30 protein-coding genes are annotated in these 24,242 nt (G+C 56.6%); 4 read left to right on the top strand and 26 right to left on the bottom strand.

The features are described from left to right. Nucleotides 1-3: 3 nt before the first annotated feature. From NHU87_RS09560 to NHU87_RS09515, 10 genes are all read right to left on the bottom strand, one after another. The gene (locus NHU87_RS09560) at nt 4-519 is read right to left on the bottom strand and encodes an integrating conjugative element protein (RefSeq protein ID WP_253547759.1); all 516 of its coding nucleotides are present in this window, start codon (nt 517-519) and stop codon (nt 4-6) included. Then, nucleotides 516-1,064 carry a lytic transglycosylase gene (locus NHU87_RS09555; protein ID WP_253547757.1) on the bottom strand — a complete coding sequence of 183 codons (549 nt, stop codon included), beginning with the start codon at nt 1,062-1,064 and terminating at the stop codon, nt 516-518. The genes NHU87_RS09560 and NHU87_RS09555 overlap by 4 nt, the downstream gene beginning before the upstream one ends. Continuing rightward, nucleotides 1,046-1,765: a TIGR03759 family integrating conjugative element protein gene (locus NHU87_RS09550; RefSeq protein WP_253547755.1), complete on the bottom strand. Its 720-nt coding sequence runs from the start codon at nt 1,763-1,765 to the stop codon at nt 1,046-1,048. Before NHU87_RS09550 ends, NHU87_RS09555 begins: the two co-directional genes overlap by 19 nt. A 9-nt stretch (nt 1,766-1,774) precedes the next feature. Continuing rightward, complete coding sequence (locus NHU87_RS09545; RefSeq protein WP_253547753.1) at nt 1,775-2,446, bottom strand: chemotaxis protein; 672 nt, start codon at nt 2,444-2,446, stop codon at nt 1,775-1,777. After that, nucleotides 2,443-2,985 (bottom strand): PilL N-terminal domain-containing protein, encoded by a 543-nt coding sequence (locus tag NHU87_RS09540; protein ID WP_253547751.1) that lies wholly within the window; start codon nt 2,983-2,985, stop codon nt 2,443-2,445. Before NHU87_RS09540 ends, NHU87_RS09545 begins: the two co-directional genes overlap by 4 nt. Nucleotides 2,986-3,091: 106 nt before the next feature. After that, on the bottom strand, nt 3,092-3,838 hold the full coding sequence (locus NHU87_RS09535) for an ABC transporter substrate-binding protein (protein ID WP_253547749.1): 747 nt from the start codon (nt 3,836-3,838) through the stop codon (nt 3,092-3,094). Nucleotides 3,839-3,889: 51 nt separating this feature from the next. Then, a complete protein-coding gene (radC, locus tag NHU87_RS09530) occupies nt 3,890-4,384 on the bottom strand; it encodes a RadC family protein (protein ID WP_253547746.1) in 495 nt (164 codons plus the stop codon). A gap of 100 nt (nt 4,385-4,484) precedes the next feature. Continuing rightward, nucleotides 4,485-4,742 carry a hypothetical protein gene (locus tag NHU87_RS09525; RefSeq protein WP_253547744.1) on the bottom strand — a complete coding sequence of 86 codons (258 nt, stop codon included), beginning with the start codon at nt 4,740-4,742 and terminating at the stop codon, nt 4,485-4,487. 71 nt (nt 4,743-4,813) lie between these two features. Continuing rightward, nucleotides 4,814-5,395, bottom strand: a complete 582-nt coding sequence (locus NHU87_RS09520) for an STY4534 family ICE replication protein (RefSeq protein WP_253547742.1) — start codon at nt 5,393-5,395, stop codon at nt 4,814-4,816. 899 nt (nt 5,396-6,294) lie between these two features. Further along, on the bottom strand, nt 6,295-6,636 hold the full coding sequence (locus tag NHU87_RS09515) for a helix-turn-helix domain-containing protein (RefSeq protein ID WP_253547739.1): 342 nt from the start codon (nt 6,634-6,636) through the stop codon (nt 6,295-6,297). 209 nt (nt 6,637-6,845) lie between these two features. Here NHU87_RS09515 and NHU87_RS09510 point away from each other — a divergent pair, with 209 nt between their 5' ends. Beyond that, nucleotides 6,846-7,103 carry a hypothetical protein gene (locus tag NHU87_RS09510; RefSeq protein ID WP_253547737.1) on the top strand — a complete coding sequence of 86 codons (258 nt, stop codon included), beginning with the start codon at nt 6,846-6,848 and terminating at the stop codon, nt 7,101-7,103. Nucleotides 7,104-7,146: 43 nt separating this feature from the next. Here NHU87_RS09510 and NHU87_RS09505 read toward each other — a convergent pair whose 3' ends face one another. The 13 genes from NHU87_RS09505 to NHU87_RS09445 form a co-directional block, all read right to left on the bottom strand. Continuing rightward, nucleotides 7,147-9,114, bottom strand: a complete 1,968-nt coding sequence (locus tag NHU87_RS09505) for a DNA topoisomerase III (RefSeq protein WP_253547730.1) — start codon at nt 9,112-9,114, stop codon at nt 7,147-7,149. Between the two features lie 224 nt (nt 9,115-9,338). Beyond that, the gene (locus NHU87_RS09500; protein WP_253547725.1) at nt 9,339-9,794 is read right to left on the bottom strand and encodes a single-stranded DNA-binding protein; all 456 of its coding nucleotides are present in this window, start codon (nt 9,792-9,794) and stop codon (nt 9,339-9,341) included. After that, a complete protein-coding gene (locus tag NHU87_RS09495; RefSeq protein WP_253547721.1) occupies nt 9,791-10,309 on the bottom strand; it encodes a DUF3158 family protein in 519 nt (172 codons plus the stop codon). The genes NHU87_RS09500 and NHU87_RS09495 overlap by 4 nt, the downstream gene beginning before the upstream one ends. Then, nucleotides 10,306-11,061 carry a PFL_4669 family integrating conjugative element protein gene (locus NHU87_RS09490; RefSeq protein WP_253547719.1) on the bottom strand — a complete coding sequence of 252 codons (756 nt, stop codon included), beginning with the start codon at nt 11,059-11,061 and terminating at the stop codon, nt 10,306-10,308. The genes NHU87_RS09495 and NHU87_RS09490 overlap by 4 nt, the downstream gene beginning before the upstream one ends. A 229-nt stretch (nt 11,062-11,290) precedes the next feature. Further along, entirely contained in the window at nt 11,291-12,478 is a 1,188-nt protein-coding gene (locus NHU87_RS09485; RefSeq protein WP_253547717.1) for an STY4528 family pathogenicity island replication protein, read from the bottom strand. Further along, nucleotides 12,475-13,023 carry a DUF2857 domain-containing protein gene (locus tag NHU87_RS09480; protein ID WP_253547714.1) on the bottom strand — a complete coding sequence of 183 codons (549 nt, stop codon included), beginning with the start codon at nt 13,021-13,023 and terminating at the stop codon, nt 12,475-12,477. Before NHU87_RS09480 ends, NHU87_RS09485 begins: the two co-directional genes overlap by 4 nt. Then, the gene (locus tag NHU87_RS09475; protein ID WP_253547712.1) at nt 13,020-14,606 is read right to left on the bottom strand and encodes a ParB family protein; all 1,587 of its coding nucleotides are present in this window, start codon (nt 14,604-14,606) and stop codon (nt 13,020-13,022) included. Before NHU87_RS09475 ends, NHU87_RS09480 begins: the two co-directional genes overlap by 4 nt. Nucleotides 14,607-14,620: 14 nt before the next feature. Beyond that, nucleotides 14,621-14,830, bottom strand: coding sequence for a hypothetical protein (locus tag NHU87_RS09470; protein ID WP_253547710.1), 210 nt, complete (start codon nt 14,828-14,830; stop codon nt 14,621-14,623). Between the two features lie 82 nt (nt 14,831-14,912). Beyond that, nucleotides 14,913-15,755 (bottom strand): ParA family protein, encoded by an 843-nt coding sequence (locus tag NHU87_RS09465; RefSeq protein ID WP_253547708.1) that lies wholly within the window; start codon nt 15,753-15,755, stop codon nt 14,913-14,915. A 4-nt stretch (nt 15,756-15,759) separates the two neighbouring features. Then, nucleotides 15,760-15,990, bottom strand: a complete 231-nt coding sequence (locus NHU87_RS09460) for an AlpA family transcriptional regulator (protein ID WP_253547706.1) — start codon at nt 15,988-15,990, stop codon at nt 15,760-15,762. Between the two features lie 115 nt (nt 15,991-16,105). Then, on the bottom strand, nt 16,106-16,855 hold the full coding sequence (locus NHU87_RS09455; RefSeq protein ID WP_253547704.1) for a hypothetical protein: 750 nt from the start codon (nt 16,853-16,855) through the stop codon (nt 16,106-16,108). 561 nt (nt 16,856-17,416) lie between these two features. Further along, nucleotides 17,417-17,773 (bottom strand): type II toxin-antitoxin system RelE/ParE family toxin, encoded by a 357-nt coding sequence (locus NHU87_RS09450; RefSeq protein WP_253547702.1) that lies wholly within the window; start codon nt 17,771-17,773, stop codon nt 17,417-17,419. Nucleotides 17,774-17,775: 2 nt separating this feature from the next. After that, on the bottom strand, nt 17,776-18,066 hold the full coding sequence (locus NHU87_RS09445; protein ID WP_201062399.1) for a type II toxin-antitoxin system ParD family antitoxin: 291 nt from the start codon (nt 18,064-18,066) through the stop codon (nt 17,776-17,778). 442 nt (nt 18,067-18,508) lie between these two features. Between NHU87_RS09445 and NHU87_RS09440 the strand changes: the two genes are divergently transcribed. The 3 genes from NHU87_RS09440 to NHU87_RS09430 are packed head-to-tail and all read left to right on the top strand — an operon-like array spanning nt 18,509 to nt 22,111. Then, nucleotides 18,509-19,186 (top strand): vWA domain-containing protein, encoded by a 678-nt coding sequence (locus tag NHU87_RS09440; RefSeq protein ID WP_024698768.1) that lies wholly within the window; start codon nt 18,509-18,511, stop codon nt 19,184-19,186. Continuing rightward, on the top strand, nt 19,131-19,934 hold the full coding sequence (locus tag NHU87_RS09435; protein WP_241766502.1) for a PP2C family serine/threonine-protein phosphatase: 804 nt from the start codon (nt 19,131-19,133) through the stop codon (nt 19,932-19,934). Before NHU87_RS09440 ends, NHU87_RS09435 begins: the two co-directional genes overlap by 56 nt. Continuing rightward, nucleotides 19,931-22,111, top strand: coding sequence for a protein kinase domain-containing protein (locus NHU87_RS09430; RefSeq protein WP_253547700.1), 2,181 nt, complete (start codon nt 19,931-19,933; stop codon nt 22,109-22,111). The genes NHU87_RS09435 and NHU87_RS09430 overlap by 4 nt, the downstream gene beginning before the upstream one ends. 60 nt (nt 22,112-22,171) lie before the next feature. Here NHU87_RS09430 and NHU87_RS09425 read toward each other — a convergent pair whose 3' ends face one another. From NHU87_RS09425 to NHU87_RS09415, 3 genes are read right to left on the bottom strand one after another with little or no spacing between them, the layout of a single operon-like run. Then, entirely contained in the window at nt 22,172-22,840 is a 669-nt protein-coding gene (locus NHU87_RS09425; protein WP_253547698.1) for an HNH endonuclease, read from the bottom strand. 2 nt (nt 22,841-22,842) lie between these two features. Next, complete coding sequence (locus NHU87_RS09420) at nt 22,843-23,274, bottom strand: hypothetical protein (RefSeq protein WP_253547695.1); 432 nt, start codon at nt 23,272-23,274, stop codon at nt 22,843-22,845. A 46-nt stretch (nt 23,275-23,320) separates the two neighbouring features. Further along, nucleotides 23,321-24,136, bottom strand: coding sequence for a hypothetical protein (locus NHU87_RS09415; RefSeq protein ID WP_253547693.1), 816 nt, complete (start codon nt 24,134-24,136; stop codon nt 23,321-23,323). Nucleotides 24,137-24,242 lie beyond the last annotated feature (106 nt).

The following is a 24,242-nucleotide window of genomic DNA, read 5'->3' as shown; positions in this document are numbered from 1 at the left end:
GACTCATTGTTCCAATGAGGTAGCGGTGATCAAGACGGGGTAGTGCTCAATCTGCAGGCGGGTGGCGATGTCGTTGCCGTTGACCGGCAGGATGGTGATGTCCGGAGCGGCTGCTCGAATTCGGGCCAAAGCTTCGGTATCGGTTACTTCAACCGCTAGACCGGCTGCGCCCATTTCCTGCAGTTGAGTCGCGCGCTGAAGCAACCAAGCCAGTGACTGGGGGTCGTCACCGACCAGAAAGAAGGGCCGCAAGCCGGGCATGTTCAGGGCGCGAGACGTGATTTGGCCGGGGCTCAAGTGAGAGCTGCGGACGGGGAGTATCCAGGCTTCATCGGCAAACGTGGACAGGTCCGCATGCATGGCCCGATCAGGTTGGGTGTTGTTGCTTATGGGCGACCTGGCAACCTGAAAATGGGGGCGGGTGAAGTCGCTAGGCTGATCCCCGGCTACGGTCAGTTCCGGCTGGGCGAGAGGTGCCAAGAGCAGGATGAAATAACAGGTAAGGGGGATTCGCTTCATGGCGGTGTGCCTTGTTCGAAAGAAACCATCAGTCGTTCAAGTTGCCGGGAAAAACCTGCTCGGTAACGTGCGGCCGCCGCTCCTCCCGCCGGGCGGTGATAGCGTCCGGCCGCTGACATCCAATCACCGGTGGTGGCGTGATGCTCATGCAGCAGTGCGGCAGTGACGGCGAGATTTTGGTAGGGGTCGAGGGCTTCACAGGGGCTGGAAAAGCGTTGTCCGTGGTAACCCAGGTTGGTTTGCCCGAGTCCAGCATCGACCCGCTTGGCGTCTTGTCGGGCTAGCGCCTGAAGCAAGGCCTTACAGGCGGCCTGGCGAGTGGCGAAGCGGTAAGGTGTTCCGGCGATGTTCAGCGTCCAGGGCCAAGGCAGCAGTCGACCACGGACGCGGATACCACTCTCCCGCAGAGCAATCGCGAACAGCACGGTAGAAGGGATGTCGGCGTCATGCGCCGCTAGTTGGTAGGCCGGCGGCGGAAGTTCGTCAGCCTGGACGGCGAGTATCGTCAGCAGGAGCGCAATAGCACTCAGTCGAGGCGTTGCCATTGTCCATTCACCTGTTGAAATGTGGCAGGCAATGGCCCCGGGGCCCCCAGGCTGAACCAGCGACCACGGTCATGGTTCAGGGTGATCTGCCGGTGTTGAACCTTGACTGGGTCGATGTCGGCTTGCCGGGCCCAGCGACGGACGCGTTCATCCGCGCCTTGGCTGCCCACCAGGTAGATATCGAACGCCGTGTCACTGCTTTGCAGACGCTGCGCTTTGGCGGTGCACGCTGGGCAATGGTCTTCGACAAACAGAGCTTGGCGCGGCGCGACCGCTGAGCTGGTAGGGGATGGGGATGCCATGTCCTGGATCGGCAGCAGCCCGGGAAACAGCTTGGCCCAGGCGGCGGTGTAAGCGTTCTGGTAGGCCAGTTCGCGCTCGGCGCGTTTGGCTTCCAGCGCTACCTGTAGTTCTGCATAGCGCTGGCGCTCTTGCTCGGTTTCGGCCTCGACTCCGAGTGCGGTCAAGGGGTCGAGGTTCGGGCTCCAGAAGCCGCGCGGGCCGGCTTGGATCTGTTCGAAACGCGTCCACTCCTGCTCGGTCAGACCCCAGTTCGCAGCCTGTTCCACGTGAGAGCGCGCCAAGGGAGCGGACTGCACGTCCTGGATCCGTGACTGTGTCGTCATGGGATTGCCCATCGCTGCTCCTGTGCTCAGTAGCGAAACGATACAGGCGACTGCGGGCAGTTGCGCTCTGTTCATGATTGCGTCTCAAGGGAGGTGAACGGTCTGGTCTGGCTGAGCCGCCACTGCGAAGATGGCTGAGTTCGGCTCCAGCACTTTCAACTGCCAGGCGCCCAATTGCTCGCCGCTATGCAGCAGCCGAACATCCATGAGCGAGCGACTGTCATGAGGTGCGACCGCCAGAAAACGTTCACCTCCGCGGGACTCGACACTGAACACTGAGAACGGTGGCGAGAGTGGCGCGGGCTTGGGGCGAGCCGTCTGTTTTGGCTTGGTCACGGACGGCGTCGGTGGTGAGGTTGATGGCGGACTCTTAAGCTCCAGAAACTGCTGCTCGATGTGCTCAAGGCGTGCACGTAGCGCTGTCATGTCGGCTGCGGTGGCGCGGGCTGCCAGACCATCGCGCAGTTCCTGTATCTCTTGCGCCCATTGATCCAGCATCGGATCGAAGGTATTGGCCTGTTGCTCACCGGTATCAACCATCTGCTTCAGGTCCTTCAGCGCGTACTGCAGTTTCTCCTGTGCATCCTTGAGCGCGTTTGAATCACGTTGCAGGGTGCCCAGGGTTTGTTGGTATTGCGTGTTCATGTGCTGCAGTTCGGCCACGCGCTGATACTGGTTATACAAACCGCCGCTCAGCCCCGCGATCGCTAGGCAAAGTAAGCCGACAATGAGGGTTTGAAACGTTGAGGCTTTCATGGACGCGCCTCCAACTGAAGGGGCGAGGCTGGTGTGATTAGCGCGACGCCGGCATCCGTTTTCTGCTGTTCGAAACAGACCGAACGGCTGACTTCATCGGTCGTGAGTTGCCAGACGGGGCCTGCCAGCACTTGTAGCGCGTTGCGCAACGGGATTGGGCCAAGCCGGTAATGAGCTGCGGGCAGAGGCCGGGTAAACAGCACCTTCACCGCCGCGGAAACAGGACAGAGCGAATAGCCCGAGCGCTGCAATACGTACTGCAATGCATCCTGCACTAAAGGGCTCAGGCTGGACGGGATGTTCACGTCAATGATTTGGGCCAGAAGATCGCGTTGTTCCGTGGTGGGCTCGGTGCTGACCAGTGTGTAGCGGCCATAACGAAGCTCTGCCGGATGGCTTTCTTCGGCTGTGCCCCTCGAGTGCTGGGCCCGATTGGAGCCACTGTCGATTTCTGTATCGGTCGGCAAAGTATTGGGGATTTGCGCGGTGCATGCGCTCAGCAAACCCAGCAGGCAGACAGGCGTGAAAAAACGCTCCATGGAAAAAACCTCATGTCAGATTCAGTGCAGAACCTGACATGAGGTGAAGGAGCGATTCAGTGAGAAAGTTGATTCAAGACGGGTCGTGTTAAAGCCGAACACGTTGCTATTCATCAAAAATGGCGAGTCCATCCAAGACGGCAGCGTCGGGGTCGAAGATCAACAATCGGACATCCGCCAATGCCGCCAGATACAGGACGTTGACCAAAGCTTCCGGCGTGCCGGCGTCGAGCTGCTCTTGTCTCAGGCTTGAATATGGCTGGCTCTCAATGTTCAGCAGGTTGTCGTCCGTCCATGGCGTGCCGATTAGTTTGCAACCGATGCCGCCGCAGTCTGGCAACGTGAACAGCTCGAACAAGAGGCCAGTTTGCCTCGGAGCCGAGTGACTGACCCACGCCTCCAGACACAGCATCGCTTCATCGGGAAGGTGTGCGGTACTGATCTCCCTGGCTCGACTGTAGTGTCCCGTTTCGAAGTTCAAGCGATGGACCATGGCTTGGGCTTCTTCCAGGGAGTACAGGTCGCCGACGTGATGCCGCTCGCTGAGCACTTCTCCCATCACGGCGTAGATCACTTGGCGCACCAGGCCGGTGGATTGGCAGCGTTCATCCAACTCCTCCGGAATGGATTGGCCTTCGCTGATCAAGGCGAAATCGTCATTGAACAGGCAGGGGAACAGCTGCAGCTCATCGTCGGGCAGATGGGTCTGTGAGTCGTGTATGGGTCGAAAGCAGGGAGGGCAGTCATCATCGTAGGTGATCAGTAGCAGTCGTTCGATACGCAGGTTGTCATAGCCGCGAGCAAGTGGGTTTGAGGCCGTCAGCGTAGCTTGGGCTTGGGGGGCGGGGTTCATGAGAGTTCTCCAAATGAAAATGAACAAGGCACCCGAAGGCGCCTATGAGGGTTAAAGCCAGCCGTATTCGGCAAGGGAAAGTGGACGACCTTCACCCATGATGAAGTGATCCAGTACGCGCACTTCGATCAAGGCCAAGGCCTCTTTCAACCGTGCGGTCAAGACGCGATCCGCCTGGCTGGGTTCTGTACACCCTGAGGGGTGGTTATGAACAAAAATGGCGGCCGCGGCGTTATGCGCTAGGGAACGCTTAACGACTTGGCGGGGGTAAACGCTGGCGCCATCAATGCTGCCGTGAAAGAGGACTTCGAACGCCAACACCCGGTGTTTGGCATCGAGAAATATCACACCGAAGACTTCATGCTCTTGTTGCACAAGATGCAGTTTTAGGTATGAGGCCACAGCGTCAGGCGACGTCAGATTAGGGCCGCGGGCGAACAGCCGACGATCCAGAATATGCAGCGCTTCGTCGATCAGCTGGTTTTCTTGGACAATGCGATCAGCCTCGAAATCCGAGGTTTCAATCAGCGTGAGTGGGATGCTCATGGTGGTACCTCCGAAGGGAACAATCAGGGGTACACGCCCGAGGGGAGTGGTGTCCCCGAGGTGGATAGAGTGTCGCGGGCGATAGCCGATGGCGCGCTATTTACAGCCGAGTGAATCGGTGGCGTTGACCGTGTAGGTGTGAACCACAACTGTCGCAGTGCAATGGGGAAAAGGCTTTTATGCCCCAGCCGGCTTCGGGATCGAAGTCGGCACTGATGGGCATTAACCGAATCAGTCCACGATGGATGCGGGCGATGCGCTTCTCGATTTCATCCATCGTGTAGTAGAGCGATAACGTGCTGTAGTCCTCGTACGCCACAGCGAACAGGCAGTCGTCGCATAGCCAGAAGGATTCCATGTCGGTTCTCCTGTGCTGGTTGAGGAAAAGGCGCTCGAGGGAGCGCCTTGATGCGGAACATCGTGGCCTGTTCAGATGGACTGAACGGTACGGGTAGCATCACGGCGAGCCGTGCGGGGAGTGGGTGGAGAGTCAGGTTCAACCCGAGCCTCTGTTGGGTTGTCGATCTCCTCAGCTTCGGCATCAGCCGATGGTGGGGATGACTCACTGGTGGGCACTTGCTCAGCAGGTGCTGTTGCTTCCTGCCTGGCGGGCACTTTGTACTCGAACGTGCCGTCGATCTTGATCCAGTCGATGAACAGCAAACGACCTTTCAGACTGGCGCCCGGTTGACCTTGTTTATCGCCTTTCTCATAGAGAAACGGATTGATCCACAGATCGCCGATACGGAACGACAGCATGACCTTTTTCTCGGCGTTGACGGCGTCCATATAGAGACGAATCAAGCGTTCGGCTTCGCCCCCCGCGACTTTGCAGTCGAAGCGGGTGTACTCGACCGCATCGGTGGCACCGTGCAAGGCTGCAATATCGCAGGCCATGAACGGCTGGCCGCGGCGGACTTGGACTTCTCGAACACGGTTGAGGTAGCCGATACCGACAGTGTGCAGATTGAAGTAAGTGGGCGCTTCTTGGGAGTGGTTGGCGTGGGCCATGGTGGTTCTCCTGTTTCAAGGGAAAACGGCGACGCACAGTCCCTGATGGGGAAGTGAGCCCCCGTCAGGGTGGGTGAAGTGAAGGCGAGCGATGAACGACTTGCCACCGGTAAGCCGATGGCAAGCAAGACGATGCGTCTGGAGAAATAACGGTGTAGCTGAGGCGCGTCTGCGGAAGTGATCCGCAGGTATGGAGTAGTGGGCATTCATCACCGCTGAAGCGGTAACCGTGCGAGCTTCCGAACGCTGATCGCACTTGGGTAAACCACCACGAGCGTGGCGTAGCCTTGAAGGTTCTGGCTACCTGGGCTGGGCTGTCAACGATAGCGAACCACGCCCTTTGTATAAGCCTGTCTCAGGCGAGCGTCAAGACGCTGCAGCCCAGTTTTTTATGGACGGAATTCAGTGGAAAACTCTGGAATGAAGAACATGAAGAGTGGGCCTGGCTGGGTGCCAGGCGAGGAAGAGAAAAGCCACCTTTGACGGTCTAGCGCAGTCGACAAACTCCTCGCAAAGCCTGGTTTAATTGCGCCATGATTCGCCAACCGACCCTTGTCGTGGCCTGGGTCGGAACCTGCTGGCACGCATCCGCGCACAAAGGGTGTCCAGTGTTTCCCCGGCGGACCCCGGGACTGAATACGATCGCCGAGGCGGATGACCGCTATTGCCTGGTAGAGGCAACAGTGGTCATCCACCACGGTGATCAGGTCGAGCACAAAACGGGAATGAAATCCTGCAGAAGAGAAGGCTCCGAACTCAAGGAGTCCGACCGAGCTACCCGGAGCGAATCGGTCTTGGGTCGCTGTTGGCGATGATCCTGAAGCACTACAGCAGAGAGGGTGGGGCGACGTCAAGGCAGAGGGTCTCCCTCAGAGCCCCCTATCGAATACGAGTAAAGGTTACTTACTGCCGAGATGAGCGGCTAATTGTTCGACGGTAGCCAGGATAAAGGCTCGGTCGCGTTCTTTTAGACCGCTCAGCAAGCCCGCTATCATCTGGCCTTGGTCATGGGGGCGATTGCTCGACTCCGTCAGCAGTTCATCCATCCGGCAGTCGAAAATATCCGCCAGTTGCATCAGCTTGACCACGGAAAGCTCCACTACACCCCGTTCCAGGCGCGAGATGGCTTCACTGCCGATCCCCAGGCGTTCAGCCACCTCTTCCTGGGTCAGATTACGCTCGGTCCGGTGCTTCGCGATCATGCGCCCTATTTGGGCTTGGGTTGGATGTTTATGTGCCAAGTGATGAGTTCTCCAGTTCAACCCGAATGGTTGAGCAAAGACCCATTGACATGAACATCCTTGACGGTTGAGTATTGACTTATTAGGTTGATATATTGACTGAAATCGCTGTGTATCGCGACGTGGGTTTTATTCCTCCAGGAATCAGAGCCCGAAGTGACCAGTGAAAATGAACGGTCCGATAGGACCAAATGGAGGAACGGTTGAGCATGGAAGAGGAGAGCAAGAACGTTATGGATCTGATCTGGGATCGAACACTGGAGCTGTTCATCAGGATCCATGATTACCCTGAGAACCCCGAACACTTCGACAGCCTTGTTCATTGGCTCAACGAAAATCCTGCGCACCTGAAAGCATTCAACGAACTGGGGCAGATATGGATTTCGACAGGCATCGCCTTGGCCCGTGAAATCGGAGAGCCGCTAAGCGACTTAGAGAGGGATCAGCCGCCGTTGATGATGCACTGACCAGTACTTCGTCCCCAATCTCATGTTGATCTCCAATGGTGCGTCAGGGGAGACACGTACCTTTGCTGATCGGCACAGTACCCTTGCAGTCGGGGTAGTGGGAGCATGACCAGAACGGCCCTGATTTACCCTTACGCCTGAGCATTGAGGCGTCGCAAGTGGGGCAGGCCGGACCGGCTTCGACAGGCATGGCTAAAGTAAGTGAGCCGCAGCGTGCGACCAGTTGCGCAATCCAACTCGCCTGCTTGGCGACGAATTCAGCCAGAGTCAGACGTCCTGCTTCGATTTCGTCCAGAGCCTGCTCCCAGATCGCGGTCATACCCGGATCTGCGATGGCAGCGGGTACCGCTTCAATCAGGGTATGGGCCGCCGCGGAGGCCATTAAGGCGCGTTTTTTCTTCAGCAAATAACCGCGATCAATCAACCCCTTGATGATGCCGGCTCGCGTGGCTTCGGTACCGATTCCGGTGGTGTCTCGCAGTTTCTGTTTCAGGCGTGGGTCGTTGACCAGTTTGGCCACGTTTTTCATCGCCTTGATCAGATCGCCCTCGGTGAGCGGTTTGGGAGCGGCAGTGCGCATGGACTTGAGTTCGACGTCGTCCATTGCGCACTGAGTACCCTGTTGCAGGACGGGCAAGACTTGGGACTTGTGACTGGGCTCATCCTCCTCGGTGTTTTCGCAGAGCAAGCCTTTCCAGCCCTGGACCAGGATCTGTTTGCCAACCGCGGTCAATCGTTCTTTGCCACACTCCAGTTCAACCTGAGTTCGATCAAACTCATGATGCGGAAGAAATTGCGTGAGGTAGTGGCTACGGATCAGTTCATAGACATTGCGCTCTTGCTCAGACATTCGCGCAAGGTTCGTCGGCTCGGTGGTGGGGATGATGCCGTGGTGCGCGGTGACCTTGGCGTCGTTCCAGGCCCGTGAGCGCAACGATCGATCGAGGCTTTCGAGTGCGGACCGCAGTGCGGGATCCGCTTTGAGCAGGGCATCGAATACCGCGGGTACCTCGTTGAACATACTCTCTGGCAAATAGCGGCAATCGCTGCGCGGGTAGGTGGTGGCTTTGTGGGTTTCATACAGAGCCTGGGCGATGTTCAGGGTTTCCTGCGCGCCGAGCCCCAGCTTGCGTGAGCAGACTTCTTGCAGGGTGCTCAGGTCGAAGGGCAGAGGCGGCGCTTCGCGGAAATGCTCCGTCTGCAGCGAGAGTACTGTGGCGGTCTTACCGTCAGTGATTGTTTGGACAGCCTGACGGGCAAGCGCCTGCTGCAGGCAACGACCGGCCTCATCTTGTCCTGAGCTGGGTGGTGACCACGACGCAATGAAGGGTTGCCCCATTGCGGACAGGTGCACCTCCACGTCCCAGTAGGGCACCGAGACGAAGCTGGCAATCGCACGATCCCGATCGACCACCAGACGTAAAGTGGGTGTCTGGACGCGTCCGACCGACAGTACGCCATCGTAGCCCGCCCGCCGACCGAGAAGGGTAAACAAGCGACTCAGGTTCATGCCGATCAGCCAGTCGGCGCGGCTGCGGGCGAGGGCTGAGTGGTAGAGCGGAAAGGTCTCCTGTCCAGACTTCAGCGAGGACAGTGCTTTGCGAATCGAGGCCTCGTTGAGTGCGGACAACCAGAGGCGCTGAACGGGGCCTTGATACTGGCAGAGCTCCAGTAACTCACGGGCAATCATTTCACCTTCGCGGTCGGCGTCGGTCGCGATGACGACGGTGGTGGCTTCGCTGAGCAGGCGCTTGATGACATTGAACTGTGCCGCAGTCTTGGGTTTGACCTCGACCTGCCACTGCGTGGGAATGATCGGAAGATGATCCAACGACCAACACTTGAATTGCTCGCCATAGGCTTCAGGCGGTGCTGTTTCCAGCAGGTGGCCGATACACCAGGTGACGGTCGTCTCTGTGCTGGTCAGGCAACCATTACCACGCCGAGTGACCCCGAGTACCTTGGCGATGTCCCGACCCTGGGACGGTTTCTCGCAGAGGAAGAGGCGCATAGAACTGCTCCAGATTGAGTTCGGAGCAGCGTGGTTGCAAACAGCAGTGGTGGGATATGAGAAACCTGAATGACAGGTTCCTCATATTAGTCGGTGAGGGCAGGCTTGAGATCCGAGGCTGCTACTCCCTTTTAGCGTGGGCGACAGGGTGGGTCTTCACGAGCAGCGAGTAGTAATACTCCTGCGATTTCACGCAAAGGCGCATTTTTTATGCCCAATGCTCGTCATTCCGGAGATTGCGGCCCTCTGCGCTTTTTGGGTTTAGACGCAGGTGAGCTGGCCTGCTCTGGTATCGCAGATGCCGCCGCTTCACTGGATCGTTCCCGCATGACCACACTGTGCACCCGGTGAGGCAGGATGCCGACTCGACGGGCCTCGATCTTGAAGGTGACTCGCGCATTGTCTTCGCTGTCCTCCCATTCATCGCGCACGGTGCGGCCTTCGACCAGCACGCGCATGCCTTTCTGGTACAGCGTGCTCCAGTGTTCAGCCTCGCGGTGCCAGAGCTCAACCGGCGCCCAATAGCCGCCTCGATCCTCATAGCCGCTCTCGCGTGGCACCGGGTTGTCGAAGTACACATTCAGCCGTAGCAAACGCCGTGGCTCGTCATTGCCTGATGGAAATTCCTGGAACTCTGGCGCACTGCCGATATTGCCTTCGCCGACGAAAAAAGTGCTCATCCTGATACCTCTGCTGCAGTTGTGAACTGGCGCAGCAGCCGTTCGGCACTGGCCATTTTGATCGCACAGGTTGTGGCCTGGCGGTAGAGCGAGTGCACCACGCTCATCTGTAGGTTCAGTGCAATGCGCTCGCCTTCGAAACGGTGCAAACCCTCGCGCACGACCTTCGGCAGAGCTTGGTTACCGACCTGGCGTTCCCAGACCGCAACCCCCATACGGGCGAAATCACGGGTGCGCCAACGCAAAAAGGTGCTACCCGCGCTGGTGTTCTGCAGCACCAATCGAATATCCAACAGTGAGTAAGGGGGCTGTCCGGTTTGCTGCACCACAGCCTCCATCAGGTGACATAACTGCGCCTCGATTTCCCTCGCCACTTGCGCCAGGTGCTCCAACTCCCCCTTACCCTTAAAGGGCTTTAAAAGGCCTTTTAGGGAGGCGGCGTGTTCGAGCTGTCGATAGGCATCCGGTGTCAACGTTTCGAAGGGCATCGGCTGAGCCGAAGTCAGGGGATTCATGCTTCGTCCTCCGGCTCATCCACCGTTGCAGATCGCTCTCCTGCCTCCTCTGCCAGCGCGTTAGCGTCATCCACTGCCACCGCACCATGACGAATGATCGGTGGCGCGAACTGGGAGCGGCGATGCCCCTCAAGGATGTCCATCGGAGGTAACCCAAATTTCTCAACGGCCGCCAGGGCGCGGGCATTGTTTGCCGCCATGTCATCGCGCGTGACGCCGGCATGCCGATAGCGCTGCGCCTGGCCGAACAGGCTGCGCAATAGATGGGCACCGTCGTCGATCCAGGCTTCCATGTCCCGGCGACCGATCAGGGCCGTGTGATGGGCCAATAGGGTCCGACGCACCAGGGTGTCGTAGTCGGTCAGCAGGTAGACCGCCAGAAAACCCAGCTGGCTGCCGATGTACAACGGCAAGGTGACGGGGTGGATGTTGAGGTTGTCACTCATGTCGATCTGTGTCGGCAGGTCCTGCCTGATCCGATCCAGCTGTTGGGTCAGTTCCAGCATCCCGGCTTTGGCCTGCAACAGTTTTTCTTCGAGTTGCACGATGGCCCAGTCGGCATAGGGATCGTCCTGCGCCGCGGTTTGTTTGATCAGGTTGGTGACACTGATGTAGCCGGCCATGCCCATGATCGAGTGGACGCCTTCGCGTGCGGTCCGGCCTTGCCAGATACGGGCAGCGTGGTGGGTGTGCAGGGTCAGGGTGATGCTGCTACGCAATGAGCCCAGGTTGAGTTGGTAGTGATCGGCCACGGTGTTGTCCTCGCATCGGCTTGGACGGGAACGTTGTGACAGATGATCGTCAAGAGCAGCCAAAAAGCTGAAAGCGGTCTGTTCGGTTTGGTGTGAGGGTTCATTTCGAAGACGTTCGTGAGTGACGCTGGTGACATCAGACGATGGCCGTATCAGTCGGAGTGCGCAGGTTCGGAGCTTTGCGATCTCATAATAGAACTCAGTAGATTTGATGCCACTGGCATCAAATCTACTGAGATCCAGAGCGTTTTCCGCGCAGTTGGCGCAACTCATTCAGGCACGCTTGGGCGAGGGCGGAGGAGGGTTCGCCATGCTTTCTTGACGGACGTGAGGGTGCATTTGGAGGCGGCTCTGCAATGGGGGAGGATTCTGTCTGACATGCCCAAGGATGAAAATCGCCGTTCAGTGCGCGCTGGATTAGACCCATCAGATAGGCCGCTGGCTTGCGGATACCGCCGGCCGCACAACGTGCACCGGCTTCGTTGAGCACGGCCTGCCGATCTACCGGATTGAGCTTGTTCAGCGCCATGGCGACGGCCTGACGTTCGCTTGGACTCAGCTGCAGTGGATCGGGCCAGTGCAGGTTATCCACCGCTGGGGTCGCGCACGGTACAGTACAAATACTTTCTTTTAATACAGTACAGGCGGCGTTCGGATTCCGAACGGTGCCGGAATCATTGGCGTTCAAGCCCGGTTCGGAATCCGAACGAGGGCCCGCACGATTCCGAACGCGGTGATCTCCACCCAGTTCGGAATCGTGTAAGGCGTCCTCGGGTGCGCGATCCAGTCCTTGCTGCATCCAGTGTTCGCCCCAGCTCTCCAGTCGTGTCGGTAATCGACCTAAATCGATATCCGTGTCTTGGCGGATTTCTTCCACAATGTGCTGGGCGACAATACGCACCGCCTTGGTGTTATGACTGAGGGCATGTCCGACCAGCTCCAGGTAATCCTGATCCAGCTCCATGGCTTCAGCGGGGGTTAACGGTTCATCGTGCAGGATGTACAGCGAACCTTGTAGGCGCCCGCTGAGCTGGTCGCGACCACGACTCACCAAACTGAGCCAGCGTGTCACCCTGAGCATGGTCAAAACGCGAGCAATGGTTTCACGGGAGGCAGACGTGCCATAGGGCACACTCGACAGGTAGGGCTGCAAATCCTCATAGCGCGGCGTGACCAGGCTCTGACCCTGTAGCATGAGTCGAAACACTTGCCAGGCATTACGTTCCAACGGCGTCAGCCGACTATCCAACAGCAGGCGACGTGGCACGACTTCATGTGTTTGGCCACTGAACAGAAAAGCATGCAGAGTCTGGTTGGAAGGTTGTTCGGTGGTAGGGCGTGCGGGCCAACGTTCACTCAGTTGCTGGGTGCATTGCTGCAGGACTCGCTGCCAGCGGCTGGAAGGGGCAGTATTCATATTCCGGAGCTGTACTGGTCAATCTGCTGCCAGACGATGGTCAAGCTGATCTGTTGCTCCTCCGCCAGCATCATCATGGCATCGAGCTGATCCTCGGTACCGTCCTGCGTGCGTAGTTGGCACCATCGCTGCCAGAGCGCATGTTCCTGCGCTTCGCTCAAATGCTGAGGGCGGCCCTTTCGGGTTTCTATCTTGAGCAGACGTCGGCGCAGAGCGGTTTCCGAATGCGCCAAGCCGAAGCACTGATACATGATGGTGCTGCTGGCACCGAGCTTGAGCGCCCGGTTGATCAAGCGCTCGTTCTGCTCGTCGCGTTCGGATTGCTCGATCAACCGATGCAGCACCGGCGAGTCAATCTTGACCTCAACCCAGGGGACAGTGGCGTGGGCCAGGCGCGACAGGGTGGTGGCGGGTAAAGATTGCAACAGGTAGATGTCGTCTTCATTCAGTCCGAGTGCTTTGCAGCGTTGCAGGTTACCCAGGCGCAACTCGTGAAGCACCTGGGTCAGCATGGCCTGATTGAGCACATTGAAGGACAGGTTCATGGCAGCTCCTTCGGTGAGTCAGCTTCAGGGGTTAGCGTTAGATCGATCAGGCTACGGGCCAGACGGATCAGGCGATACAGTTTGATTAACAAACTGTCGGGCAGTCGCTCCAGTCCTACGTCCACGGCGGGACGATCTGTCAGCGGGAGTTGATAGATCCCCAGCAACAGCTGGCCGAACAGGGCTGAGGGCAGTTGCTTGCGATCCTCCCAGTTCACATCGTCTTGAGCGCGCAATAGGGCCAGGAGCAGCAGGTGAACGCCGGTCGAGCGAGGTGTCGCAAGATCTACCCGCTCCATATCTAGAGCAAAACCCAATCCATGCTGCTGATCGATGATGCTCTCGGGATGTCCGGCATAGGCCGCCATTTCCCGCGCCAGTCTGGCAATGGCTAAACGCAGCTGTTCGGGGGTGTCCAGTGTGGGTGCGATGGTCCAGATGTCTTCGATCGCGCAGGCCTCGACTGTCGGTGCTGCTTCGATTGAAATCTCGCGATCGATCTGTTCGCGAATCTGTTGAACGCGTGACGGAGGGCTGACCGCTGATACGACATTCGTTTCGGGCGGGGTGAGCAGCTCCTCTGGCGCTGTTTCGGTCTGGGTTCTGGTCTCGGTTGATTGGGGACGGGACTCGGAGGCAGGAGGTCCGGCCGCAGTTTCATTAACGCTCGGCAGATGGCTGTTCTCCGAAGGCGTGGTGACGACAACGCCGGGCGTCGAGATGACCCGTTGGTTTTCGCTCAGCTCCAGGGCCAACATGCGGTAGGACTGTCCGAGCAAACGGCTCATGCGCTCGAGCAGTTCATCCTGGATCTGCTCAAGATCGAAGGATTCTGGATCGGCATCGAAGTTGCCCAGGGTCTCGAGCCAAAACTCGGCGAACGCAACGGTGGCGGTTGGATAACGGTTCCAGGTTCGTTCGGCTTGGCTACGCAGAGCGATCAGGCGTTCGACCTGAGGCTTACCCAATCCGGCATACAGGGTTTGTGGAATGGCGGGCAGTAAGTGTTCGAGGGTGTCGAGCATCCGGCTGATGTGCGACTGCGAAATGGGATAGCCGCCGGCGGCAAGACGCCGTGCCAGCTCCCGTTGCGAGAGCACAGCGCCATCTAGTTCGAGCATGGTTTTGAGTTTGGCCACCGCCAGAGCACGTTCGATGAAGGTGAGTTGGCCGTGCAGATCACTTTCGGCCAGATGGCCGAGAAGGGCGGTTATTTCATTGCTCCAAGGTCGGAAAAGGCAATGAATGCGGAAGTAGCGCTCATCACGAGTTTCCTGCCACAGCTCGCCGAGAATCGCCAAGCGCGTATTACCGCCGTTACGGATGATGAAATTGGTTTCACCCGGGCGGCGGGTAATCGGCGGTGGTTGATCCAACCCGCGTTCACGGATCGAGGCCTTGATATCCTCATACAGCGGATTACGGATGAAGCGCGGGTTGTGTTCGTAGGGTCGCAACTGCTCCAGAGTGACCAACATAGGTGTATCAGTGAGTGGATCGGACAACCGCTCCACTTTTGGACCTGGAGTGAAGTGGTCTTGGTACAGCCTGTCGGTAATCTGCTCCTGACTGAGCTTCTTCATCGGAACAACCTCAGTTAACGCCGGTTGCGCAGATGGTCACCGACCTCAAACTTGACGATCTCGGCAGTCCCCGAACCTTCGAAATGTTGGCAGAGTTCTGCGAGGAGCCAACCCATGGCCGCGCGTCCACCCTGCAGACGAAAGACCACGGTGCAGTACTCCTCGCAAGGTGGATGACGTGGTCGAATGGATGGCTGAACGATGATGGGAAGTTGATCCAGCATCAAAAGACTCCTTGCCAAACGTTGTTGGCAGCAAGGTTGATAAAAATGATTTGACGAGAAATGGCCGGCTTGGGGACTCGTTTCATTGAACCTCCGAGCACCTGCTCACCCTAGAGATCGCGTCATGCCATTCCGGAAACAACTCGATGGCCAGTGTTTGCATTGTTTCCAGCGCCGATGGCGAGCGTTGTTGACGTGACCGGCGCATCTCGATTCGGTGGACCGGTAGGCCAAGGGAGGCGGCATTGAGATACGCCACTCGGTCTGGAACTATGGTGTCTAGAACCGATATATTCGCAGTCTCGGCAAAGGTCTTGCGCAGACCGCAGATGATCATCCGGGTGTCCATCCGAATGGCGTTCACCTGATTCAGTAGCAATCGCAAGGGGGGTGGTGGAATGCCCAGGTGACGGAACGGTTCGAGTTCGCTGAGCAGCTTCAAGGTGCCGCGGCGCAGTTCGCGGGCGGCGAGCATTTCCGGCGTGATGGGAGAAAGGGCGAGATCGGATGCGAGGATGGCCATCTCCAGCAGCACGCTCCGTGCGCCTTGGGTGTCGATCAACAGCAGGTCATAACGGGAACGGAAATGATCGAGCAAATTGTGCAGCCGTAATCGCCCATCAGGGACGTGCAGCAGCAAAGTGCTCAGGCGGCCTTGGTCGTCGTTGGAGAGGATCAGGTCGAGACCGACGACCTCCGTCATGGAAATTATCTGCGCAGGATCTGTTTGGTTGAGCGCAATGAGTTCGTACGCACCGGCGATGGCTTCGTGGTTCAAGGCGTAATAGCTGGAGAGGGTGGGTTGGCTATCCAGATCGAGCAACAGGACGCGTAGGCCAGCATCCGCCAGCAGACCGCCGAGATTGGCAGCTACTGTTGTTTTGCCTACTCCACCTTTGGTGGACACCACTGATACCACACGCATGGCATCAGGCCTGCTGCGCCAAACGCTCAGTGATCCACTGTTCGATCTCCAGCGAATCCCAGCCGACGGCGCGCAGTCCAATGCGTTTGGCATGAGGGAATTTACCTTCCTTCATCAAGTTGTAGATGTGCGCACGCTTGAAGCCGGTTTTCCGCTCCACTTCGTCACGCCGCATGATGTGACGTTCGGCCGGTGGTTGAGGGCTGTCAGCGAGCGAGACGGATGAGTTGGACATGTTGGTCACTCCTGGCGCCGCTTGGCGCGTGGTGGGAAGTGACCTGAAGTGAATAGCAGAAAAGCGAAGGAGTCATTGCACTGCAATCAAGTGCATTGCAGTGCAATGATCTGGCTCAGGTGGTTTTTTTGAGAGTGCGATTGGCTGCCGCGAGCTTTTTATCCAGCGTTCGTTTGCTGAGACCGGGAATGTCATTGTGGCGCGCGGTCACAGCATCAACAATCGCAGATTGATTCTTGAACACGGAAAGTGGTTTGCCTGCGGGCGACACGTCCAAGACGGTGTTGACCAAGGCACCGATGATCTGCAGGTAGGTGTGTTCACTACGATCGCTGAGCTGTCCCTGCGTTTTTACAAGCGTTTTAAGGCTTTCCTGCTCAAGTCCGAGTGCCTGAAGGTCAGCTTCGACATCTTGGAGCTGACGTTGCAGAGCATCGCGCTCTTGCAGGAGGGCATCCCGCTCGGCCTGGAGTGCAAAGTAAACACCCAGGCTGATTTTGTCTCGAGGGTCGCCGTTCGACTCGAACAAGAAGTCGGGCCGCTGATCGGGGTGGTAGACCTGCATCCAAAGACGTAAGTCGGAGTGTCTAACGGTCAACAGAGTGAGCTCTACGGGGGTGCCCATGGGGACCGAAATACCGAAGGAGCCATACGGTAATTCGCCATTGCGGACGGCGTCATAAATTTTGTCAGTATTGGCCTGTAGGCACGGCCATTGAGGAAACAGGCTCCAGAGCTTCTCCGGGCAAGACCAAGCCGCTTTCACGATCTGCGCTTCGTAACGAATGAGGTTGCACCAACGCAATGCCGCGTCGATGGGCCTATAGAAGGTTTTAGCTTGCGGATTAAAGTTGCTTGATGACATGTGCGAACGGACCTCCATTCCTTATGGACCGGCCTCCCGCGAAACATCTCTACATCGCCTACCTGCTGGAAAACTGCTGGCAGTGGCTGTTTTAATCGGATCTTTTGCTCGACGAGGTCATTCCATCTATCCAGTTCCTAAAGGGGTGCCTTTGTTTCTGTAAAGGGTTTCGTCCCAGGCAGGCGGGGCGGGATCACATCGCAGGGGTTTACGGTTGATTTCTCGGCTGATGGCGGCATTGGATCCGATGTGGAGACCATCATTTTTGTAATGAGTTCACTCCGTCAGTCGGGCTGGAAGGGCCAGAAGCACTTGGAGCGTAATGCCGGGTGCCTGGCCTCGGAAAACGCCTAAGAAGCGGTTGTTCAGCATTGAAAGTGGACGCAAAGTTGAACATCGTGTTTCTGGTCGTGGGTCTCGATAGTCCAATCGGACCCAGAACCTCCCGCTTCAATTGGCCGCCGAGTCGGCTGACAGCGAGGGCGCTCAGGTAGAGCTGTAGAGGGGGGCGCCTTACCTTCGCTGTTCATGGTCAGTTAAGCCGTTGGGCCAAGTCGGTGATCAGTCATTAGGCAAGTGCAACTGCACTTCCATGGCGTCATGAAGGAGTCTGACGACTTCGATCACGTCGTCGTTTGCCACACGATAGAACACGATATGGCGTGGGCTTTTGACTGTCCCATGAGGGTGTTTGGCCTGCTGGCGTGAATAGATGAGGTGATAGCTGCGAAGGCCCGGTGCAAGCTCATCGCGGTCGTGGCTGCCAATGCGATAAGGCGTGCCGGCAATAGCTTGCAGTGCCGCGAGGATCAGCGCCTGGTAGCGCTGGCGTGCTTGATCGCCGAACTGGGTCTGGGAGAGCCTGAGGATGTCGACAATGTCGGCGCGCGCCGCGTTGGAAATCCGATACGGCGGCATGCTCAGTGTTTCTCTCTCGCGGGGAGGGTAGCCTCCAGGCTCAAGCCCTCAAGGTAGTGCTCCAGATCCCCTTCGTTCAACTGAGTAAAGCGCCCGTGCTCAAGGTCCATGATGCCGATCGAGGTCGCCTGACGCAGGGCCTCAATTTTGGCGGTGTCTTCGGCGACGCGCTGCTCCAATAGCCGCAAACCTTCTCGCATCACTTCGCTGGCATTCTGATAACGGCCGGACTGCACCAGGTCATGAATAACCTGTTCCTGGTGAGGGGTGAGCACAACGTTTCGCGTCGCCATAATTAGCTCCAGCTCTGGGCAAACAGGTTCTTTCGACCATTGGCATATTATGCCATTTCACCCACGAACACATAGTTTGTGATTTGGATCTGACGGACTGCATCGTACGGGGTCATCCTTCACGCCGGACAGCGCGTGCTAACCCGGACTGCATGCGCACAAAGTCCAAAAAGGCTGTTGCAGGCGGACGTCGGGGGCAGCTTGATTGGTGTGGGCCTTGGGCCGTCAGCTTGGCCAAGCCCTGTTTGATGTGTCCGGCGTTCTCACCGATCGAGTGAAGCGAACCTATATGCATCTTAGTGATTAGCCATTATGCACTGACAGCATCCGTGACAGCTCACATGAGATAGGCGCTGTTCGGATCAATTTTGTGCGTTTTTTAGTACGTGCTGGTATCGTGCTATCACGACAGTCTCGTCATGGAAAAGGATAAAGGGACAAGATGAGCGATTTCGAGCAGCAGCCGTTTGCAGACGCGGAGTTTGCTGAAAATCCCGAGCAACGGTGCCCTTGCATACTTCTGTTGGACACATCTGGATCTATGAATGGGGCGCCAATCCAGATGCTGAACGATGCTTTGCAGTCATTCAAAGATGACTTGTACGCTGATGCGATGGCGGCGAAACGTGTGGAGTTGGCAGTGGTGACCTTTGGTCCCGTCAACGTTCGTACCGAGTTCACGACAGTCGACGGATTTTTCCCCGAGGTGTTGGAAGCAAGTGGTGTAACGCCAATGGGGGAGGCTGTTGTGCGGGCACTGGATCTGTTGCGCGAACGCAAGGATCGTTACCGCTCCAATGGCGTCAAGTACTACCGCCCTTGGGTATTTCTTATTACCGATGGTGCTCCGACTGATGATTGGCAGGAGGCGCGCCGACGCGTCCATGAAGGGGAAGAGCGTAAAGAATTCATGTTCTACTCCGTTGGTGTTGACGGTGCGGATATGTCGTCTCTCTCGCAGTTGGGTACACGTCAGCCATTGAAGCTGAAGGGATTGGCGTTTCGCGAGCTCTTTGCTTGGCTTTCCAGCTCGCTAAGCGCCGTATCGCAGTCCAATCCGGGGGATGCCGTTCCACTTGCCAATCCGACTGGTCCAGAGGGTTGGGCCATTGCTGGATAATCCTCGCTGGCGTTGGGCGGCTGCGTCGTGTATCGGCACGTCCCATCAGCGCATTGGGACGCGAAAGCAGGATGCCTACAGCGTTACTCGGATCAACTCGCATACGTTCTGTGCGGTAGTCTCCGACGGAGCGGGCAGCGCGAGTTACGGTGGGCAAGGCGCGTCCTTGGTTTGCCGCAGCCTGATAGCTAACTTCCGATCATGGTTCGAACGTAATGACAGCTTGCCAGATAATGAGCTGATCCTGTGTTGGATTGATCTGGTGCGAGACCGTCTATCCGAGGCAGCCGCGCGGCGTGGTCTGACTCGGCGACAGTTCGCTGCGACGCTGGTGATGCTGGTGGTTTTCAAAGGGCGTGTCTTGGCTTTGCAGATTGGCGACAGTGCGCTTGTCGCTCGTAAGGCCGGTGTATGGGAGGCCTTGTGCTGGCCAGAAAACGGAGAGTTTGCGTCGACGACCTATTTCGTTACGGATGACCCTGAGGTTCGGCTGCGTACCTTCAATTTGGATCTTGAGTATGACGCCTTCGCTTTATTTTCGGATGGATTGGAGTCAGTCGCTTTGGAGCAAGCAACACAGCAGCCCTTTGCTCGGTTCTTTGATCCGATGATTAATCCGGTCGACCAAGTAGCAGGGGAGGGACGCTTGGTTGAATTGTCAGGCGCACTTGCGCGATACCTGAACAGTCCTGCGCTCTGCGAGCGAACGGATGACGACAAGACTCTCATCCTCGTTTCATGTCGATGAACTCTCCACCGGTACGGATCGCCGGTAAGAATGAGCAGCTCGATAAGCGCCTTGGCAAAGGAGGCGAGGGGGATGTGTACGCGCTGGCGGGACGTACCGATCGTGCAGTGAAAATCTACAAGGCTGAGCTTCGGCGCTCCCGCGAAAGTAAGGTTAGGGCGATGGTAGAAGGGCGGTTGGCGGACGCGACCACTCTGGTGGCTTTCCCATCTGAGGTAGTTACTGATTCCTCGGGCAACTTCGCTGGTTTTTCTATGCGACTGGTTGCGGGGTATAGGCCGCTCCATGAGCTGTACAGCCCGAAGTCACGCAAAATCCAATTTCCCAAAGCTGACTATCGGTTTCTAGTACGCGTGGCGCAAAACGTCGCGCGTGCCGTCGCAACGGTGCATCAAGCTGGCTGTATTATTGGGGATCTCAACCATTCCGGGGTTCTGGTAGCGCAGGACGCCACCGTCGCACTGATTGATGCCGATAGTTTTCAGTTTAGTTTGAATGGGCAGTCCTATCCCTGTGTTGTTGGCATGGAGGACTTCACGCCCCCAGAGCTCCATGGTGTCAGTTTTAGTAGCGTCAAGCGTACTCAGGCGCATGACAACTTTGGACTCGCAGTTGCCATCTTCCAATTGCTGGTCATGGGCAAGCATCCCTATTCCGGCCGTTTTAGTGGTGCGGATCTTAGCCTGGGTCAGTCGATTGCACAGCACCGCTTTGCCTTTTCAATTGCTCGGCGCGACGAAACACGTACCACACCACCGCCCGGCTCGGTGCTGTTGGCGGATTTCCCGCCGTCAGTTGCCGCTGCATTTGAGTCGGCGTTCGGTCTTGCTGCTACCTCCCGTCCGGATCCGGCTGCGTGGGTGAGTTTGCTTCAAGGTCTCGAAGCTGGCTTGCGTCAATGTGTAAATGTCCCGACTCACTACTTTCCTAGTGCGGCAGGAAGTTGTCTTTGGTGTCGACTAGAAAGTCAGTCTGGTTTCGAAATGTTCCCATTGGGGCTTGTCGTGGGGAATGTTCCTACGGCGGGGCCCTTCGATCTTGAAGCTGTATGGGCAGCTATCCGCGCGGTGCGGATTCCTCGGCCGGAGGAAGCCCTGCCTACCTGGAGCGGAAATGTAGGCCCGCCCAGTGCGGCAGTTACTCAGGCAAAGAGCAACGGTCCAGAGAAAGCTATCTACGGTGTCCTGGCACTATTGGCGGCAATCATCGGCTTTTTCAACGTGCCGCAGTTAGGACTCCTTTGGGGAGGCCTGGGCGTTTACGGTTTGGTAGCATTGCTCACTAAGGCCAAGGTAGATCCAGCGCCGTTTCGCAGGGCTTACGTGGATGCTGATAGTCGGGTGCGATTGCTATCGATGGCACATTTGCAGCGCATTGGCCTGAAGGAGATTTTTGTTCTACGTGCCGACTTGGAAGACTGTGTGGCCCGATATCAGCAGGTTGAGGGGGATCTCGCGCAGGTACTGATAAAACTGAAGTCGACACGAGAGGCGCGTCAGCGAATAGACTTCTTGGATCGGTTCCTGATAAGACGCGCAACAATACCGGGCATCGGGCCTGCGAAGACTGCTACGTTGACCTCCTTTGGTATTGAAACTGCTGCTGATATAACGGCTTCTGCGGTTCGTGCGGTGCCGGGGTTTGGTGAGGCATTGACTGGAAAAATGCTCGCATGGCGCCAAAGTCACGAGGCTAAGTTCCGTTACAACACCTCGCCAGATCCATCTGATATCCAAGCCGAGAACGCAGCGCGCTCCGCATCAGCGGCTAGACAGATTGATTTGCAGAAAAAGCTTCGTTCGGGTCTGGCTGCTTTACAAACTGCGGCGCCACGATGCCTATCCGCTAATTCTGCGCCCGATCAATCTCTCTTGCAGGCACTTGCCGAGCGTGCAAAGGCCCAAGAGGATTGCGCGGTCTTGGGGATCAATGTGCCCGCATCTGCAGTCGTCACCATCGAGGTTCCCAAAAGAGCTCCCGTTCAACCTGCTCGAAGCCCGGCGCCGCTGACTCCAACACACTCGTCTGCAACTGGCTCTGCGCGTTCGCCAGCATCGAATGCCTGCCCCATATGTGGTGCATCCATGGTTCGTCGGACGGCTCGCAAGGGAAAGCGTGCTGGAAGCCAATTCTGGGGGTGTTCCAAATATCCCTCATGTAAAGGAACAAGAGGCTGAAGTGTAGTGGTCTTGTTCTGGGCGATGGGTAGCTCAGTTAGGAGGTTGGAGTTGGGGGGCTCAGGATTTATTCGCTTTCGCTTTTTGCCGTTCGGCAAACTTCGCGGCTTCACCAGATTCCATGAACTCGAACAAGAAATTCTTGGCGGCGAGTATGGTTGTGAAGGTCTTTCGGCCCTGAACATCATTAATGATCAGCTTGCATCCCCGTTGTTCTAAGACAACCGCCACGGTGAGTCCACAATGTCTTATCTTGAGAAGGTCGTTCCCGGCTGTCCATTTGGCGGAGGACATGAATCGTCTATACCGCCCTAACCGTCGTCGGCCTTCTGCCGCCTCTCTCGTCCCTGTGAGATTGTCACAGCAATGAGTACCGACCCCCATTTGCTCCCAGTGCTCATGCTGCACGTAGTGAACATAACGAATCGAGTTGTCACACAGTTCACAGTTGCCGCTCAGGTCGCCTAGATCTTCTTCGCCTACATACTCCCACCCAGCATCCGGTCGTATCTCACCATGCTCTCGAGCATGGCACCCTTGGCATAAGGTCTCGCATTCGGAGGTTTCGTATTCCCAAGGCTTACGTCCACTGATGTAGCGTTTGTGGTGAACCTGCAGGACGACGCCATCGTCCCTTGATCGCCCGCATTCGACGCACTGGCTACCGTCCAATTCGATAACTTGTCTCCTGAACGCCGCCCATAATTTGTGCGCATAAAGATTTGCCATTACTAGCCTCCAGTCCTTGGCATGGCTCTGTTAGCGATCGAGGAAACGTCAGCTGTTAGGGAAACCTGAGTTCTGCCTCGGCTTGCAGTGTGTTCATGTTTGCGGATGACCTCTTGAAGCATCAGTTGCTCCTCCTGGGCCCGGCGCTGTAACGAAGTGATCTCTTTCTCGACCTTCAAGGCCAATGACTCTCTGACTTCGACATTATTCAAATCAATCTCCGCTAGGCGCTGGCGAATGTCGGCATTGAAAGATCCTGCTGAGTGTCCGGACTCACTTTTCGCGAATTGCAGTGGCGTGAGCCCACCCAGCTCGTTTTTTGGGTGGTTCAGACAAGCGTCCGCTTTTTGTTTGCTGTCAAAGATTTTCTCCGTTCGACGCTGAAGAAGCCCGACATCATTCATGAATATAGAAAATCGGGTCACTGCAGGCATAAGCCGCCTGGGCGGCTTATGTTTTGAACTGTCGAACTCTCTTCAACTACTCCAGTGTCTCCTCGCGGCGTCTTCTGCTGATTTCACTGCGAATTTTGATTTCTTCCTGGAACTGACGTTCCTGTTTGCGTTTTTCTTCGTCTTTGTCTTCAAGGGCGTTATGTAATGGCGGGCAATAGATCCATCGTTTTTCGTAGGTGTCATCGTGCAACGAATGGAATGCCATGACGGCGAAAACAGATAGGGTTAGCCAAATGTGGGTAGTCGTTGAAAAGTATGTAATGCTCATCTGGGCCAAGGTCTGCGCTTGGGGTGAGCTAGGTAGGCAGCAATTCAGTACGAGAAAGCACAGTGTACAAAATGCAAAAAAATCGACTCTTCGTTGGTTAATTTGCTCTTGCTTTCGAGTCGTGTCATAGGCGTTATAGAGCTGAATGAGGAAGTCGCTTTGTGTTTTGTGTGCTTCCTCTCGCAGTTCCCATGGACGAACACGATCACGTTCGCGTCTTTTTGGCCCTGTATAGTGTATAGGCTCATTGTCCGGTTCGATCTTCTGCTTCAACCACAGACAGAAACTATAGACCGTAGCAATATAGAGTTGGATCGATGCTATGTATAAAAAAGGCAGAATCATTGAAGCCAAACCTGAGAAAACCAGGAAGCTCAGAATCAAGGTGATGCCAACGGTTGAAGTGCTCAGGTTCGAAGTGCCTAGTTCAAAGAGTCCGATGTGGTGAAAACGTACTAGCGAAGCGTCGAAGAGCAAAACGAAACTGAATATGAGCAAAAAGAACTGAGGCTTGACCGCTTTTTCAACCAGGGAAAATAATTCTTCTTTCGAAAGCTCTACTGATCCAGACATGAGATGACCTATTCGTTTGTTTAAGATTCGATGCTTTTGAATTGTTTTAACGAGATTATTAGTTGATTTTTACTTTCCTGGTTCTCGAATTATTTGACGAGCAAAT

The organism is Pseudomonas mandelii, from assembly GCF_024138395.1.
GTDB lineage: Bacteria > Pseudomonadota > Gammaproteobacteria > Pseudomonadales > Pseudomonadaceae > Aquipseudomonas > Aquipseudomonas mandelii_E.
This window is presented reverse-complemented; position numbering and strand designations above follow the sequence as displayed.